Origin of the sequence: Shewanella sp. KX20019, from assembly GCF_016757755.1 — a bacterium.
Taxonomy (GTDB): domain Bacteria; phylum Pseudomonadota; class Gammaproteobacteria; order Enterobacterales; family Shewanellaceae; genus Shewanella.
On record NZ_CP068437.1, the window covers coordinates 1,165,734 to 1,180,293 of the forward strand.

16 protein-coding genes and 1 other RNA gene are annotated in these 14,560 nt (G+C 44.7%); 8 read left to right on the forward strand and 9 right to left on the reverse strand.

Annotation, left to right across the window (positions count from 1 at the left end; genetic code table 11):
- Nucleotides 1-21: 21 nt before the first annotated feature.
- The 3 genes from JK628_RS05105 to JK628_RS05115 form a co-directional block, all read right to left on the reverse strand.
- Entirely contained in the window at nucleotides 22-1,554 is a 1,533-nt protein-coding gene (locus JK628_RS05105) for an MFS transporter (protein WP_202288240.1), read from the reverse strand.
- 298 nt (nucleotides 1,555-1,852) lie between these two features.
- A complete protein-coding gene (locus JK628_RS05110; protein WP_202288242.1) occupies nucleotides 1,853-2,542 on the reverse strand; it encodes an LrgB family protein in 690 nt (229 codons plus the stop codon).
- Complete coding sequence (locus tag JK628_RS05115) at nucleotides 2,542-2,964, reverse strand: CidA/LrgA family protein (protein ID WP_202289716.1); 423 nt, start codon at nucleotides 2,962-2,964, stop codon at nucleotides 2,542-2,544. The genes JK628_RS05110 and JK628_RS05115 overlap by 1 nt, the downstream gene beginning before the upstream one ends.
- Nucleotides 2,965-3,102: 138 nt before the next feature.
- Between JK628_RS05115 and JK628_RS05120 the strand changes: the two genes are divergently transcribed.
- Nucleotides 3,103-4,005 carry a LysR family transcriptional regulator gene (locus JK628_RS05120; protein WP_202288244.1) on the forward strand — a complete coding sequence of 301 codons (903 nt, stop codon included), beginning with the start codon at nucleotides 3,103-3,105 and terminating at the stop codon, nucleotides 4,003-4,005.
- A gap of 61 nt (nucleotides 4,006-4,066) precedes the next feature.
- Here JK628_RS05120 and JK628_RS05125 read toward each other — a convergent pair whose 3' ends face one another.
- Nucleotides 4,067-4,231 carry a YqaE/Pmp3 family membrane protein gene (locus tag JK628_RS05125; RefSeq protein ID WP_202288246.1) on the reverse strand — a complete coding sequence of 55 codons (165 nt, stop codon included), beginning with the start codon at nucleotides 4,229-4,231 and terminating at the stop codon, nucleotides 4,067-4,069.
- Nucleotides 4,232-4,540: 309 nt separating this feature from the next.
- On the opposite strand from JK628_RS05125, the gene JK628_RS05130 reads away from it, so the two are divergent.
- The 4 genes from JK628_RS05130 (at nucleotide 4,541) to JK628_RS05145 (ending at nucleotide 6,324) form a co-directional block, all read left to right on the forward strand.
- Nucleotides 4,541-5,026 carry a helix-turn-helix transcriptional regulator gene (locus tag JK628_RS05130; protein WP_202288248.1) on the forward strand — a complete coding sequence of 162 codons (486 nt, stop codon included), beginning with the start codon at nucleotides 4,541-4,543 and terminating at the stop codon, nucleotides 5,024-5,026.
- A gap of 235 nt (nucleotides 5,027-5,261) precedes the next feature.
- Nucleotides 5,262-5,444 carry a hypothetical protein gene (locus JK628_RS05135; protein WP_202288250.1) on the forward strand — a complete coding sequence of 61 codons (183 nt, stop codon included), beginning with the start codon at nucleotides 5,262-5,264 and terminating at the stop codon, nucleotides 5,442-5,444.
- 116 nt (nucleotides 5,445-5,560) lie between these two features.
- On the forward strand, nucleotides 5,561-5,767 hold the full coding sequence (locus tag JK628_RS05140) for a hypothetical protein (RefSeq protein ID WP_202288252.1): 207 nt from the start codon (nucleotides 5,561-5,563) through the stop codon (nucleotides 5,765-5,767).
- 149 nt (nucleotides 5,768-5,916) lie between these two features.
- The gene (locus JK628_RS05145) at nucleotides 5,917-6,324 is read left to right on the forward strand and encodes a glutaredoxin family protein (protein WP_202288253.1); all 408 of its coding nucleotides are present in this window, start codon (nucleotides 5,917-5,919) and stop codon (nucleotides 6,322-6,324) included.
- A gap of 90 nt (nucleotides 6,325-6,414) precedes the next feature.
- Here the strand turns inward: JK628_RS05145 and JK628_RS05150 are convergent, their stop codons facing one another.
- The 3 genes from JK628_RS05150 to JK628_RS05160 all read right to left on the reverse strand — a co-directional run bounded on the left by JK628_RS05150 (nucleotide 6,415) and on the right by JK628_RS05160 (nucleotide 10,736).
- Entirely contained in the window at nucleotides 6,415-9,330 is a 2,916-nt protein-coding gene (locus tag JK628_RS05150; protein ID WP_202288255.1) for a valine--tRNA ligase, read from the reverse strand.
- 26 nt (nucleotides 9,331-9,356) lie between these two features.
- Nucleotides 9,357-9,830, reverse strand: coding sequence for a DNA polymerase III subunit chi (locus JK628_RS05155; protein ID WP_202288257.1), 474 nt, complete (start codon nucleotides 9,828-9,830; stop codon nucleotides 9,357-9,359).
- A 237-nt stretch (nucleotides 9,831-10,067) separates the two neighbouring features.
- Nucleotides 10,068-10,736, reverse strand: coding sequence for a hypothetical protein (locus JK628_RS05160; RefSeq protein WP_202288259.1), 669 nt, complete (start codon nucleotides 10,734-10,736; stop codon nucleotides 10,068-10,070).
- Between the two features lie 132 nt (nucleotides 10,737-10,868).
- On the opposite strand from JK628_RS05160, the gene JK628_RS05165 reads away from it, so the two are divergent.
- Complete coding sequence (locus tag JK628_RS05165) at nucleotides 10,869-11,165, forward strand: hypothetical protein (RefSeq protein WP_202288261.1); 297 nt, start codon at nucleotides 10,869-10,871, stop codon at nucleotides 11,163-11,165.
- A gap of 454 nt (nucleotides 11,166-11,619) precedes the next feature.
- On the opposite strand, the gene ssrS is transcribed toward JK628_RS05165, so the two are convergent.
- Nucleotides 11,620-11,801, reverse strand: a non-coding RNA gene (ssrS, locus tag JK628_RS05170) — 6S RNA.
- Nucleotides 11,802-11,925: 124 nt separating this feature from the next.
- Nucleotides 11,926-12,234: a cell division protein ZapA gene (locus tag JK628_RS05175; RefSeq protein ID WP_202288263.1), complete on the reverse strand. Its 309-nt coding sequence runs from the start codon at nucleotides 12,232-12,234 to the stop codon at nucleotides 11,926-11,928.
- 358 nt (nucleotides 12,235-12,592) lie between these two features.
- Here JK628_RS05175 and JK628_RS05180 point away from each other — a divergent pair, with 358 nt between their 5' ends.
- Together JK628_RS05180 and ubiH are read left to right on the forward strand one after the other, a co-directional pair.
- Nucleotides 12,593-13,168: a UPF0149 family protein gene (locus tag JK628_RS05180; RefSeq protein WP_202288264.1), complete on the forward strand. Its 576-nt coding sequence runs from the start codon at nucleotides 12,593-12,595 to the stop codon at nucleotides 13,166-13,168.
- A 103-nt stretch (nucleotides 13,169-13,271) separates the two neighbouring features.
- Nucleotides 13,272-14,501, forward strand: a complete 1,230-nt coding sequence (gene ubiH / locus JK628_RS05185) for a 2-octaprenyl-6-methoxyphenyl hydroxylase (RefSeq protein ID WP_202288266.1) — start codon at nucleotides 13,272-13,274, stop codon at nucleotides 14,499-14,501.
- The last annotated feature ends 59 nt before the right edge of the window (nucleotides 14,502-14,560 follow it).

Here is a 14,560-nt window from a genome sequence, read left to right on the forward strand (position 1 = left end):
TTTATCATGTTACGTAAACGTTTAGCGTTGCTGGAGCTTATATAGCCACTTACCATAAAGGTAGATACCTACTGCAGAGATAGTACCGATGGCCGCGATAATGTACCAAGCCATACCTATATCATGGGTGTTATAAAGTAATGTTGTTAACGCTTGAGCTGGTTCACCCGTATAGGCGACTAAGGTCGTGAAGGCTTCACCCTGAGGAATTGCACTTATCTCGTTGGCACTCATACCACGTTCAGCCAATAGCTCTAGTGAGAACACCTCTTTAGATGCATACATTTCATACAATTTAGGGCCGAAGAAACCTTCTAGAGTCCAACCTATCCCTTGTGGCAGCATCACAAAGCCAAGGTACATGGCTTTTTTGCCCTCTGGGGCAATGTTGCCCATAAACTCACCTTTCTTTGGGCTGATCATCATCTCGCCGAAAGAGAACATCGCAATTGCCAGCACCATCATCCATGCCGCGTTTGTGGCACCGATTATGATGAAGGCAAAAATACTCAGTAAACAACCACCGAGCATTGCGGAGGTAATACGGTATTTTGCGGTTAAGGCGGCTACCAAGAAACAGGTAGTCATGATCATACCCGCGTTAAGGTTGAGCATACCTTCAGGCATCACCTTGGTTCCGGTATTGTCGAGTCCGAGCCAGAACTGGAAGATCCCGTTTGAGGTGCCTTCAGCGCCAAATAGTGAGGTCACAATCACACTGGTATCGACCCACTCGGCGATATGAATAGGTAGCACGTCAAATAGCGAATTAAACAGGAACCAAAATCCGGCAAACACTAACATGTAGTAGATCACGACCGGCTTTTTCAGCTCCTGCAATGCATCTCTCCATAGTGGGATCTGCTTAATTTCGCCTGACTTGATTTTACGGTTGCGCTCCATTCGCTCCTCTTTTCCTGGCTCTTTATAGGCGAGTAGGAATAGGAAGTTAAGCGAGATGATTGCTGCGCAAGCGTAAAACACATAGTCCCAAGACAGTTGGCGCATATGTACAGCAACGAGTGGGCCAAGAAAACCACCAATATTGACCACTTGGTAGAAAATACCCCAAGCCATAGAGGTGCTTTGCCTACCGGTAGACAGCACTAAAGTGCCTTGAATGCCGGGCTTAAAAACTCCGGTACCACTGGCGAGTAATATCGCGCCGAATAGGAATCCCCAAAAACTTGGGAATAGCGCCATCACGATATAACCTGAGATCTTGATTATAGTAGAGGCAAAAATGGTTTCTTTATAACCGACACGATCCGAGATCCCGCCGGTAAAGACAGGAATAAAAGTTTGCATCAGTGCCCAAAGGCCAATAATGGTACCGTAGTCACTTAAGGTGATCCCTAGGCCACCTTCAGACACTGGCGCTTTGGCGTACAAGCCCGCACTAGCTTTAACTCCATAATAAGCAATACGCTCGACCAGCTCCATGCCGCCGACTATCCAGAATATATAGCTTAAGCTGGCAATCGAGGCCCACATTCCCAGCTGTTTGACTTCCCGTAGGTCGTTATCTGCGTAAGCATCTTTTGACTCGCTCATAACTTTCCTCTAATTGTTTTAATTATTTATATTTATTATTGCTTTCGTTTTTAAGAAGCATATTTATGTTGGTTTTGGGTGGATTGAACGTAAGAATCTTTGCCAAAACGCTGCAAGCTTGTGATTGCAGTCGACACTTTACCTAATTTGATGACAAACACCAATGCGTTAATGGCTGTTTGAGAGGAACTCATGATATTGAGGCTGAGGTGAGGAGGGTTGAGTTGGAGTCAAGATTATTTATGCGGTCTTTGATAATGATGCATCTGGTAGTAGGTTTTATCTAGACTGGTTAAACCTAGTTAACGATATATGCAAACATTGGCGCCATAATCACCATGGCAATACCGGTGAAAATCATGGTTAAGCTGGCGATGACTCCCTCTTGTCTACCTATCTCACTGGCTTTAGCTGCGCCTGCACCATGAGCCGTAGCACCAAGGGCGACGCCTTTTGCTACCGAGCTGCGGATCTTGGCGACCTTAAACAGAGGTTCGCAGATCAACATCCCCATCACACCAGTAATCAGCACTAGCATTGCGGTAAGCTCAGGTACGCCGCCAAAGGCGGTGGTGGCTTCGATGGCAAAAGGCGTTGAAACCGAACGTACCATCAAACTGTTTGATAGCTCGGCGGGGAGGGTGGCAAAGTAGCCAACCAACCAAGAGGAGCCAATACCCAGTAGTAAGCCAACCAACACGCCAACACTCAAGGTGATGGGATATTGCTTTATCAATGCGCGTTCGTGATAAATGGGCACCGCAAAGGCGATGGTTGCCGGAGCTAATAGCGCAGCTAACCAATGGGTGTATTTGAAATAGTCAGCCAGTGGAATGTTTAAAGTCACTACTACAAACAGAATGATCAGTGGTGCGATAACAATGGGTGCAAACCAGACCTTTTGCTGACGACGATAAAGCGCCTTGCTGCTGTAGTAACCTATTAAGGTGAGTGCTAAACAAAAGCCACCCCATAGTGAAAGGATCATTAGTTTGCCCCTTGAGCTAATAGCAGTTTTAATCGGTGTTTACGCTCTAATTTAAACAATCTATCAACCGTAAAGGCGGTACCAAGTAAAACGAAAGTACTGGCGACTAACATTGAAGCTATCAACACCATTCCAAAGTGTTCTAGTAGCGCTTGATACTTGATCACCGCGACCACTGGCGGAATAAAAAACAGTAGCAGATCACCAATTAACCAAGCCGCTCCAATACTTACGGTTTGCTCTGGCACCCATTTTAGCGATAACAGCATTAGCAATAACCCCAAGCCAATGACGCTGCCTGGTACTGGCGAGTTAATATCCTGAGCGAGAACTTGACAACCCCAAGCAAAAGCGCAAAACAACAGTACCTGTATAAAGCGTTGCAAACAGAGCTGAATTTTGGAGCTAACCTTGGCATGCATCTTTAATCTTATTGAATTTTGCTTAGCAGCCATGTTGATTCCTAATACGGGCTTACTTTGATAACGCTAGTTTACGCTTGCTTATTTAATAGAAAAAATGAATATTATGTATAGACTCTATAGCTAATGGTTATTTAAATGGATCTAAAAGCGCTGCACTACTTTGTTGAGGTGGTTAATGCGGGTGGTTTTTCCAAAGCCAGTAAAACCGTATTTTTGACACAACCTGCACTATCCAAGGCAATTAGGTTGCTAGAAGAGGAGTTGCAAATGGTGTTGTTAGAGCGAGGCAAGCGTGGCACGCAAGTTAAGCTTACCGCTGCAGGCAAGGTGGTTTATCGCCATGCAGAACAGCTTATCAATGGTCGCCAACGAATGCTGGCCGAGCTCGATGGTTTACGTAATCTTACTGGTGGCACACTAAGATTAGGGTTAGCACCACTTGGCAGTGCCGAGCTATTTGCACCGGCAATAGCCAAATTTAGACAACACTACCCCAAAATCGAGATGCAGTTGCTGGTTCGCGGCGGTATTGAGCAGACCGCGGCACTCAAAAAAGATGACATTGAGCTAGCAACAGGGATTATTGATTTTGACGATGAGTTCGATGGCCTGAGAATTCGTAATGAGCCGATGGTGGTGGTTGTGCCAAAGAGCCACCCGTTGGCGTTACAAAAGCAGCTGCAGCTTAACGATCTGCGCGACCAAGCCCAAGTGATGTTCGAGCGTGAATATACACTTTACGAACTGGTTTTGAGTGCTTGTGAAAAAGTTGGTTTTGCTCCGGCTGAAATTACCCGAGTCAGCCATGCCGATTTTGGTATCGCGCTGGTGGCAGCGGGAACAGGGGTGATGCTGCTGCCACAGATTATCGCTGAGCGTTATCGAGTGGATGCGGTGGTTAATGTGCCGCTCGAGAGTCGCGAGCTGCGCTGGGAGTTATCGCTGTTTTGGCGCAAGCAGCAGACGCTCTCATTTGCTGCAAAAGCGATGATAGAGCTCGTTAAGCAGCAGTTAATTGAAGACAATAAAAAAGCCTAAAAGAAGGCTTTTTACACTTTGTTTGCGATAGCTGAGCACCATGATAAAAAGGTGGATGATGCTATTTGGTAACAACCCATAACGCGTGGAGTACGCCTGGAATAAAGAACAGTAAACACAAAATGATATTGATAACTAAGTCTTTGCCGACGCCACTCTTAAGAAAAACAGCCACCGGCGGCAATAAAATAGCAATAATGATCAGTAATAACTTGTTGGTATCCATAGAGTCTGTCCCTTTTAAGTAAAATAATAGGTTGTTATTGACGACCAGCTACTGGCCAGGATGACTGTTGCTTTAGACTGTAAATATAAACTTAATCTAAAATAGTGATTTTGTAAACGTAATGGCAAATGGGAAGAGAAACTAAGAGAGTGAAAGTATTCGGCTCAATCGATTATCAGCAATTGCTTTGTGTGAGCCTTTTGACGGATGAAGCTATTTTAAATTGTTGTCATTTAGTGTAACAATAAGGAGCACTTTGTATTTTGTATGCAGTTATTCAATATGAAATAGATGTTTTATGAGCAATTAGTGAAACTGGACTTTATTAGTAGGATAAATGGATTTATGCAAACTTACTCATTTAATCAAGAGAGTAGTACTCAGGTATTGCCCTGTCTATCTCCGCTTCCGCCAGAAGTAATAGGAGATAAAAGTGGCAATTTTATTGAAAGATTCAGTTTCATTTTAGCCGGAAGTTATCACCAGCCGTTAAACCATATTGATGTAGCTAAAAGTCTGTCTATGAGCCATAGGCATCTACATCGAAAGTTACGTGTAGCTTTTGGTATGAACTTTAGCCAAATTTTATGTCGGTTTAGACTCAATAAAGCGCTGGCATTATTTGAGCAGGAGTTACAAATTGCGCAGATTTGCGAAAAGGTAGGCTTCTCTTCTAGCTCTTACTTCACAAAATGCTTTAGGCGAGAGTTTGGGGTTTCACCAAAACAATATCAACTGCAGCTTAACGCTGCGATTTATCCTACAGAGTTAAATCTACTGTCTAAGGCCTCATAAGCTCGATGCTTGAGAGCGTTACATAAATGTCCATTTAGTTGCTATTTTCGTCTTCGCAGTGCGATTTTTGGTCGATTTTGTCTTACCGCAATGTTGCGAATAGCACCTAAGATAGAGCTAGCTGAAAGGCGAGCAAATAGCTGCATGATAGGGCTATTGCTAAGGGAATTACTCAATCAGTTATTAACTCGATTACTGAGTAAAATTATTAAATTTATTAAATGGAATTTTTCAAATGAATAATAAGTTAAAAGTCGCGATATTAGCACTAAGTTTTGGCGTTGGCATCGGGGCAATGTCTACCTCGGCAGTCGCATTCCCGAGCTGTAGTTCGTTGGAGAGAATGTGCGAAGATGGAAATCGTTGGGCTTGTTCTCAGCTTGACACTCCGTACTGCCCTGGTTCTGGACCACGTTAAATAGCATTGTGAAGGCAATTAGTCAGTGGTCTATTGACTAGAAATCATTTAATAGATTACTGAGTGATTTATTAAGTAGATTAAATATATTAAGTAGAATAAATGGAATTTTCTAAATGAAAAATAAGTTAAAAGTCGCCATATTGGCACTAAGTTTTGGCGTTGGCATGGGGGGATTAATCTCGACTTCGGTGCAGGCTGGCCCCAGTTGCCAACTATTGAAGAAGTGGTGTGGCAATAGCGAGGATCCTGGAGTACCACAGACACCAAGTCAAACTAGAGCTTGTGCTGAATATTTTACTTATTGCGATCGTCAGCCATAGTATGAGTGACTAGTCGTAATGGTTTAAATGAAAAGTTAGAGTTATTTAGATTCAAAATGGCATCTTGTACTAAGGTGCCACTTTTTATGATTGAATGACGTAAACCCTCACATCGAGTTGCAACGACTTTAAAATGAAAAGGGCAAAATATGAGTAGCGGATGGTTAACTAAAATTAAAAATGTTGCCAGTTATGCTCTGATTATCGCTGTAGGGTTAGGGCTGGGGTTAGGCGCTAAGCAAGGTTGGCAGTGGTATAATCAAGTGCCTGCATATGTGGATATCAATACCCAAGCGCATTTTGAGAAAACGAATAATAAGGTGGTAATTTATACTACTCAATGGTGCCCTTATTGTAAGAAGGCGAAAGAGTATTTAACTGAGAACAATATCGCTTTTACTGAGAGAGATATAGAGCAGGGTGATGCGGCTACCGACGAACTGTACTCCTCTATTGACTTGGCTGGTGTGCCAAAAATCGTTATTGGTAATCGAATTATTAACGGTTTTAACCAATCATTATTGGCCACTGAACTGACTAAACATAATCTACTCTAGCATCATGTTAAAATATACTGGCTGAAAAGAAATAAAAAAGGCAACCGCAAGGTTGCCTTATTCTTTATCAGGTTTTTTAAGTTAGAAGGCTTAACCTTCTAGCTTAGCGAGCTCAGCTTTCTGTTCAGTAAGCTTTTCAATATCGCGTTGATATTCAGCTTGCTTAGCACGCTCTTTCTCAATTACGGCAGCAGGCGCTTTGGCGACAAAACCTTGGTTCGATAACTTACCTTCGATGCGCTTAAACTCACCAGCGGCTTTTTCAAGTAACTTGTCGATACGGGCCACTTCTTTAGCCACATCGATAAGGCCCGCCATTGGGATAAGTAGCTCCATGTTACCTACCAGTTGAGTGGTCGACATTGGCGCTGTTTCACCGTCCGCAAGAATCGTCATAGACTCAAGCTTAGCTAGGGTCTTGAAGAAGGTTTGGTTGGCTTCAATACGTGCCTTATCTTGCTCACTCACGCCGCGAAGTAACGCGTTAAGTGGTTTAGATGGCGCGATGTTCAGCTCGGCGCGAATGTTTCGTACCGCAGTGATGACTTGCTTAACCCACTCGAGATCTTCCATTGCAGTAGCATCAACTTTATCAGCTTGATACTCAGGGAACGACGCTAGCATTAAGGTCTCACCTTCAACACCCGCTAGCGGCTTAACGCGCTGCCAGATAGTTTCCGTCAGGTAAGGCATCATCGGGTGCATAAGACGTTGCATCTGCTCAAGCACGTTCACTAACGTGTGGCGTGTACCACGTAGCTGAGCGTCAGTGCCGTTTTGCATTACCGGCTTAGTCAGTTCTAAGTACCAATCACAGAACTGGTTCCAAGTGAATTCGTAAATAGTGTTAGCGGCTAAGTCGAAACGGTAGTTAGCCATGTGCTCGTCATAGGTTTTAACGGTTTCATTGAACAGGCCGATAATCCAGCGATCAGCCAGAGACAGCTCCATTGCGCCAGGCTTGCCATCAAGCAAAATTTGGCCACAATCTAACGCTTCGCCGATAGCATCATCGCTAGCATCTTCATTCTGCACTTCAGTGTTCATCAGTACATAGCGTGATGCGTTCCAGATCTTGTTACAGAAACTGCGGTAACCATCAAGACGCTTCATATCCCAGTTGATGTCACGGCCAGTTGATGCCATTGACGCTAGGGTAAAGCGCAGTGCGTCTGTGCCGTGTGGCTCAATACCGTCACTAAACTCTTTACGGGTGCTCTTTTCAATCTTAGCGGCCATCTTAGGCTGCATCATGTTGCCAGTGCGCTTTTGCACTAATGATTCAAGATCGATACCGTCAATCATATCTAAAGGATCGAGTACGTTACCCTTAGACTTAGACATCTTGTTGCCGACTTCATCACGAATAAGGCCTGTTACATACACAGTCTTAAACGGTACTTGTGGTTTACCGTTTTCATCCTTGATGAAATGCATGGTCATCATGATCATGCGGGCAACCCAGAAGAAGATGATGTCAAAACCAGTGACGAGTACATCTGTTGGGTGGAAAGCTTTAAGCTCGGCTGTATCTTTAGGCCAGCCCAATGTAGAGAAGGTCCACAATGCAGAGCTAAACCAAGTATCCAGTACATCGTTGTCTTGGCGCAGCGCTACAGTATCATCAAGCTTGTGCTTAGCACGTACTTCAGCTTCATCACGGCCAACGTAAACTTTACCTGCTTCGTCATACCAAGCTGGAATGCGGTGTCCCCACCAAAGCTGACGTGAAATACACCAGTCGTTAATGTCACGCATCCACGAGTTGTACATGTTCTCGTATTGCTGTGGCACAAACTTAATGTCGCCGTTATCAACCGCTTCCATGGCTGTTTTAGCCATAGGTGCAACCGATACATACCATTGATCAGTAAGTAGCGGCTCAATAACCACGCCAGAGCGATCGCCATAAGGCACTTTCAATCCATGTGGATCGATTTTACCTAGCAGACCTAAGGTTTCAAGCTCAGCAACAACCGCTTTACGTGCTTCAAAACGGTCAAGACCGGCATAGCTAGCTGGTAGCGTATTGTCTAACTCGGTGTTAGCAGTACCGTCAGTGTTAACAATTTCAGCAGATGAACGGATAGCCGCGTCAAATGTCAAAATGTTATACATAGGCAGTTCGTGACGCTTACCGACTTCGTAATCGTTAAAGTCATGTGCAGGGGTGATTTTCACACAACCGGTACCGAACTCCATATCAACGTAATCGTCAGCAACGATAGGGATAAGACGGTTAACAATCGGTAGGTGAATAAACTTACCTATTAATGACTGGTAACGTTCATCATCTGGATGAACAGCTACTGCGCTATCGCCTAGCATGGTCTCGGGACGCGTGGTCGCGATCTCTAAGTAATCTTTGCCATCGCTGGTTAATGCGCCTTCGGCAAGCGGGTAGCGGAAATGCCACATGCTGCCCTGTTTTTCTTTGTTCTCAACTTCCAAATCTGAGATAGCGGTATGCAGCTCTGGATCCCAGTTGACCAAACGCTTACCACGGTAAATCATGTCATCTTCAAAAAGGCGTACAAACACCTCTTGTACCGCTTCAGACATGCCATCGTCCATAGTGAAACGCTCACGATCCCAATCAACTGACGCGCCAAGACGACGTAGTTGTTTAGTGATGGTGCCACCAGACTCTTTTTTCCAATCCCAAATGCGATCGATAAAGTTTTCGCGACCTAAATCGTGACGACTCAAACCCTCTTCAGCAGCAACTTTACGCTCAACCAACATCTGCGTTGCAATACCAGCGTGGTCAGTTCCGACCTGCCAAAGGGTGTTTTTCCCTTTCATACGTTGGTAACGGGTCAAGGTATCCATAATGGTATCTTGGAAAGCGTGGCCCATATGCAAGCTACCCGTCACGTTTGGTGGCGGGATCATGATGCAATAGTTGCCTTGAGACTCGTCGCCGTGTGGCTTGAAGTAACCTTTCTCTTCCCAGTTTTGGTAAAGAGACTGTTCGATAGACTGCGGGTTATATGTTTTTTCCATGGGAGCGTGCTTATCTCAAACTAAAATTAATTGGTTATATTGCTCAAGTCTTGGGTCGTTAATGCAATCCCAAGAGTGCGATATTGCCGATAGCGATCGCGTGCGATCGCCTTATGGCTGTCGTCGTTGGCAACGAAGTCGATAATCTGAGCAAAGTTTACCGCAAATTGCGGCACTTGGTCTGCAAGATTAATCAGAACATGACGATTTTTGTTGGCTCCAAGCCTATCAAAGCCTATTTCAACTGGAGCGCCGCCGGTCGGGCCTTCACCTTTAAGGTTATGGGGCACGAAAAATTGCGGCTCAAACTGCCATAAAAGTTCATCAATGGCGTAAGCCTGTTCTTGGTCAGCGCAATGAATGTAGACCCATTGTTGGTTTACAAAAGCCTGATGCGCCAATTCACACGCAAACATAGCGACCTGCTCCAACGCTGAAAGTTGAGCGTTGCGCTGGGCGTTATTGCTGTTAGGCATCAGATAAAACAGAGTCTGTGACATTGTTTATTCTTAGGGTCTAATTCTTAGGACCTAATTAACAGGATCTAAGTTACTTGGCTTTTGGACTGACGAAAGAGGAGATTTTACACTAAAAGTAGACTAGAGATCAGCCCCTTTTTAAAGGGACTGAAATTTTTAGTGTGAGCATTTTTATTAAGGTATAGCTGAAGTCCAATTTAGGAGTCATGTTTCAAAGACGATTAAAGCGTCTATAGCAAGAAACTGTATTTGTAACTTCTAAATATCCAGTTTTTCTTTCTTAGGTTTGAGTACTTTGGAAACTTTTAGTCTTGGCTTCTTTTTATGGGGGGTAATAGTCGGCAAGTTAAACCTTCTACGCTCGTTGTTCACTAAAACATCAGGCATGTTATCTTCACAATAATGAGCAAACTGTTCTAAGTAAATACGTGAGTATGCGCCACCTTCTATAGTAAGCGGTTCATCTAAATCAAGTCTTTTGTGTTTAACCCATGCTTCTAAAGAGTACCAAGTTGATAGATACATAGGCCCCCAAATATTCATAAAGTGATTTCTTGAGATCAAATTATGTAAGGCCATATACCCTATACGTTGAAGCTTTACACTGACCTCTTGTGCTGCTGCTAATTCCTCTTTATTCCAGCTACAGTCGTAGTGTTTTATGTGCTCTCCGGGGCAGCTACAATATGGGCGACTTTTATGTGCATTCGTTAGAATGAGGATTGCAGGTTTTAACAGATCCATTTCAGCCATTGCCCAGCGAAGAATATCAGCATCTCTGGATAGTGAAGACTCTTTGATATTGTTAGAACCTTGCTTCAGACCGTAGAGTAGCAACCCGGTCAGAATAACCATCAAAATATTAGTTAAACCTGAAACACCATTCCAGTCGAAGGTCGTTAGTTGAATCTTAAATTCGTCAAACATAAGCCATTGCTATAAATGAAAAAAATAAAAGTAACATAGGTGAAGGATTATTCAAGTTGAAAGTCTTAGATAGGGGATTTAGTTCTGGCTTGAATTGCTCCACCAAACATTGATTGTAAAGCACGACCACCAGTGTTTTTGTGGCTACTCGACTGTACTCGACTGTACTCGACTGTACTCGACTGTACTCGACTGTACTCGACTGTACTCGACTGTACTCGACTGTACTCGACTGTACTCGACTGTACTCGACTGTACTCGACTGTACTCGACTGTACTCGACTGTACTCGACTGTACTCGACTGTACTCGACTGTACTCGACTGTACTCGACTGTACTCGACTGTACTCGACTGTACTCGGTTTCTATCGTCTTAGCTTTTCCGATCTATTCACCGTCTCAGCATTTCCCGGCTCTAAATCGTCTTAGCTCCAAACCACAGGCACAAAAAAGCCACCACTTTTCAGTGATGGCTTGCTGCTTGTTTACAATAAACAAAATTAAATTGCTCCCCGCATCTTTTCATAAAGAGTCCCGCAACAGCGGTATTCTGGGGAGAATCGTATAGGCACAAAAAAGCCACCACTTTTCAGTGATGGCTTGCTGCTTGTTTACAATAAACAAAATTAAATTGCTCCCCGCATCTTTTCATAAAGAGTCCCGCAACAGCGGTATTCTGGGGAGCTCACATTGTTGAACCTCAAACCCTAGATACAAAAAAGCCACTCTTAAAAAGAGTGGCTTTCAGTAAAATTAAATTGCTCCCGTATCTTTTCATAAAGAGTCCCGCTACAGCGGTATTCTGGGGAGAATCGTATAGGCACAAAAAAGCCACCACTTTTCAGTGATGGCTTGCTGCTTGTTTACAATAAACAAAATTAAATTGCTCCCCAGAATACCGTCGCCGACGTAGACCTTTGAACCGTAAGTTCAAGGCGGGTAAACGAATACCTCCTAAGGCTTCTCGATACGAGCCGAGCTTGCACAATGTCAGTAAAACGTTCACCCTGGGTTTGTAGATATCGGCACAGGGACATTGCCAGCTAACGCGTATCCCAGGGAGCAAAACTTGTATTCGTAAGCAGGTCAATTAACCTTAAAACGGCTTACGACAATAATTCTTTAAAACGTCAATTCGAACCTGAATTCAAACTCGTTCAACGTCTGTTACGGCAGATTATACCCTGTTTTAATCGTCTTTCGAAGAACGTTCTACTAATGCATTCTCTAAAGTCGACTGCAGCAAACCGATTTTTTCATCCATCTGCTTATTATAATCTTGATTCTTCTGCTGTTCTTCTAACAGCTCATAACCGGTATTTAATGCCGCCATAATGGCAATTTCTTCACGGCTAATGTTATTTGTACGTGCTTTTAACGACAATAACTGCTTTTCGAGATTGTGAGCCACGTGCCTAAGTGCTGTCTCTTGTCCGTCTGGACAAGCGATAGAGTAGGTGCGCCCCATAAGGGTAATTTCAATCGCCTTGTTACCCATCCCTAAAGGAATCCTTTAACCGTGTACTTGAGCGGACTATATCGGTCTAAAAAGCAAAGTGCAACACGATCTCCACCTAAACAGAGATAGTTTAGATTAATTGTTGTTTAGATAACCATTAGCGTACAAACATGAAGCGCTTTGGGCGTTTGGGCTAATTGCGTTGTTACTTAAGTTACCGTTAGATATCTTCACTTTTTACCCATCGATAGCAATTGTAATCGCAGTAAACATTGTTGATTGCTGCTTTTGTGGTTGCTCTCGCAAACTTTTAGCCACTTTATGGTGGCAACTCTTGGTCGAATCAGTCAGTTCTGCTAGCATGAAGCCAGTAAATTTTGTGACTGGAAACGACTTTATGGCGACCCTCCCAACGCTCCGCATAGATAACTTACTTGCGGCACTCAACGAAGCTGAAATTGGTCAGCACCCTGTCGAAGTTCACGGCGCATTAGTTGGCTTGATCTGTGGCGGTGTCGAACAATCATCTAAAGGCTGGACTCTGCCGTTATTAGAGCTGATGAATGACGGCCAAGCACTGCCGCCAAAATTGCAGGCATTGGTTGAAGAGCTATACCAAGACGCGGTAACGCGCCTGTCCGATACTGACTTTGGTTTTAGCCCAATGCTGCCTGAAGAGGAGGAGTCACTGCCAAAGCGCGTCGAAGCGCTATCGTTATGGGTACAGAGCTTCCTTACTGGGATTGCGATTATTCAGCCGAAATTGAATAAAGCATCAACAGAGGTGCGCGAAGTGATCCAAGACCTGTCTGAGATCGCCCAAGTGGAGTTTGATGTTGCCGAAGACGATGAGTCAGAAGCGGCCCTTATCGAACTGATGGAGTTCACTCGCATGGCCGCATTGCTATGTTACTCCGAGTTTGGTCCAGCTATCGAAGACGACACGCCAATAGATCTTGGTGTGTTGCACTAACCATCCGTTGCTTAACCGCCATCGCACTTGTGTCATGGCGGTTTACTCTCTAATAAACCAGAGTAAGTAACGGCAATAAAACAGTTATCGGGTTAATCATTCCATGACTAATACAACAGCGGTTGAACAGGTCGATATAGCGATTGTCGGCGGCGCTATGGTCGGCGCGACCTTAGCACTTGGGCTGGCACACATCGCCCTGCAAGCTAAGCGTCCGCTTAAAATTGCCTTGATTGAAGCGCATCGTCCCAATAACGACCATCCTGGCTTCGACGCTCGCTCAATTGCCATCTCCCATGGTTCTATCTTCGAGTTAAAAAAACTGCAGATATGGCCACACATTGCCGCGCTTGCTAGCGAAATTAACCATATTCATATCTCAGAGCGTGGCAACTTCGGTATGACCGAGCTTAGTCGCGACGACTTTCAGCTACCTTATTTAGGCCAGGTGGTCGAGCTCGAAGCTGTCGGCCAGCAGCTGTTCAGTCAGCTTGCAAAAAGCGACATCCAGTTATACTGCCCTGCAAGTTTGCATGAGGTTGAGGCACAAACCGAACAGCAACTGTTGACCTTAGACACTGGCCAGCAGATAGCCGCTAAACTCTTGGTCGCCGCCGACGGTCTAAACTCAAAAGTGCGTCAGGCATTTAAGCAGCCATTAGAGCAGGTCGATTTTCAACAAACCGCAATCATTACTAATATTCAAACTGAGCAGCCACATCAAGGTTGGGCGTTTGAGCGCTTCACTAAAACAGGGCCGTTAGCGCTGCTGCCGATGGCGAACCGTCATGGCGACAATCGGCTTTCGATGGTGTGGGCGTTGTCACCGCAAGAAGCCGAGCAACTGCTTAAGGCGCCAAAAGCGGAGTTTATCAAAAAGCTGCAAAGCGCATTTGGTTACCGAGCTGGGCGCTTTATGGATATAGGCGAGCGCTTTAGTTATCCGTTAATGCTGTCCTATATGCCACGGCCTATCTATCACCGCACGGTGTTTTTAGGTAACGCTGCGCAAACGTTGCACCCTATCGCCGGCCAAGGTTTTAACTTGGGGCTACGCGACGTGGTCAGTTTACTAGAGGTGATAAAGCAATCACTCAGCCATAGCGACTGCGCAGTGGATGTTGGTCTCAGCCAAGTGACCCATGATTATTTAGCCCGCCGTAATGCCGACAGAGACAGCACCATGACCTATATTGAGTTATTAGTGCGCGGCTTCTCCAATGATTATTGGCCATTAGTGCTAGGCCGCAACCTAGGTTTGCGTTTGTTATCGTGGTTTCCGCCGCTGAAAGCGCCCGTGGCACGTAAAGCCATGGGCTGGGCAAAAAGTTGAGTCAAACAAGCTAAATCAAACAAACTGAGCCAAGTAAGCTGATTTAGTCAGCACCGTTG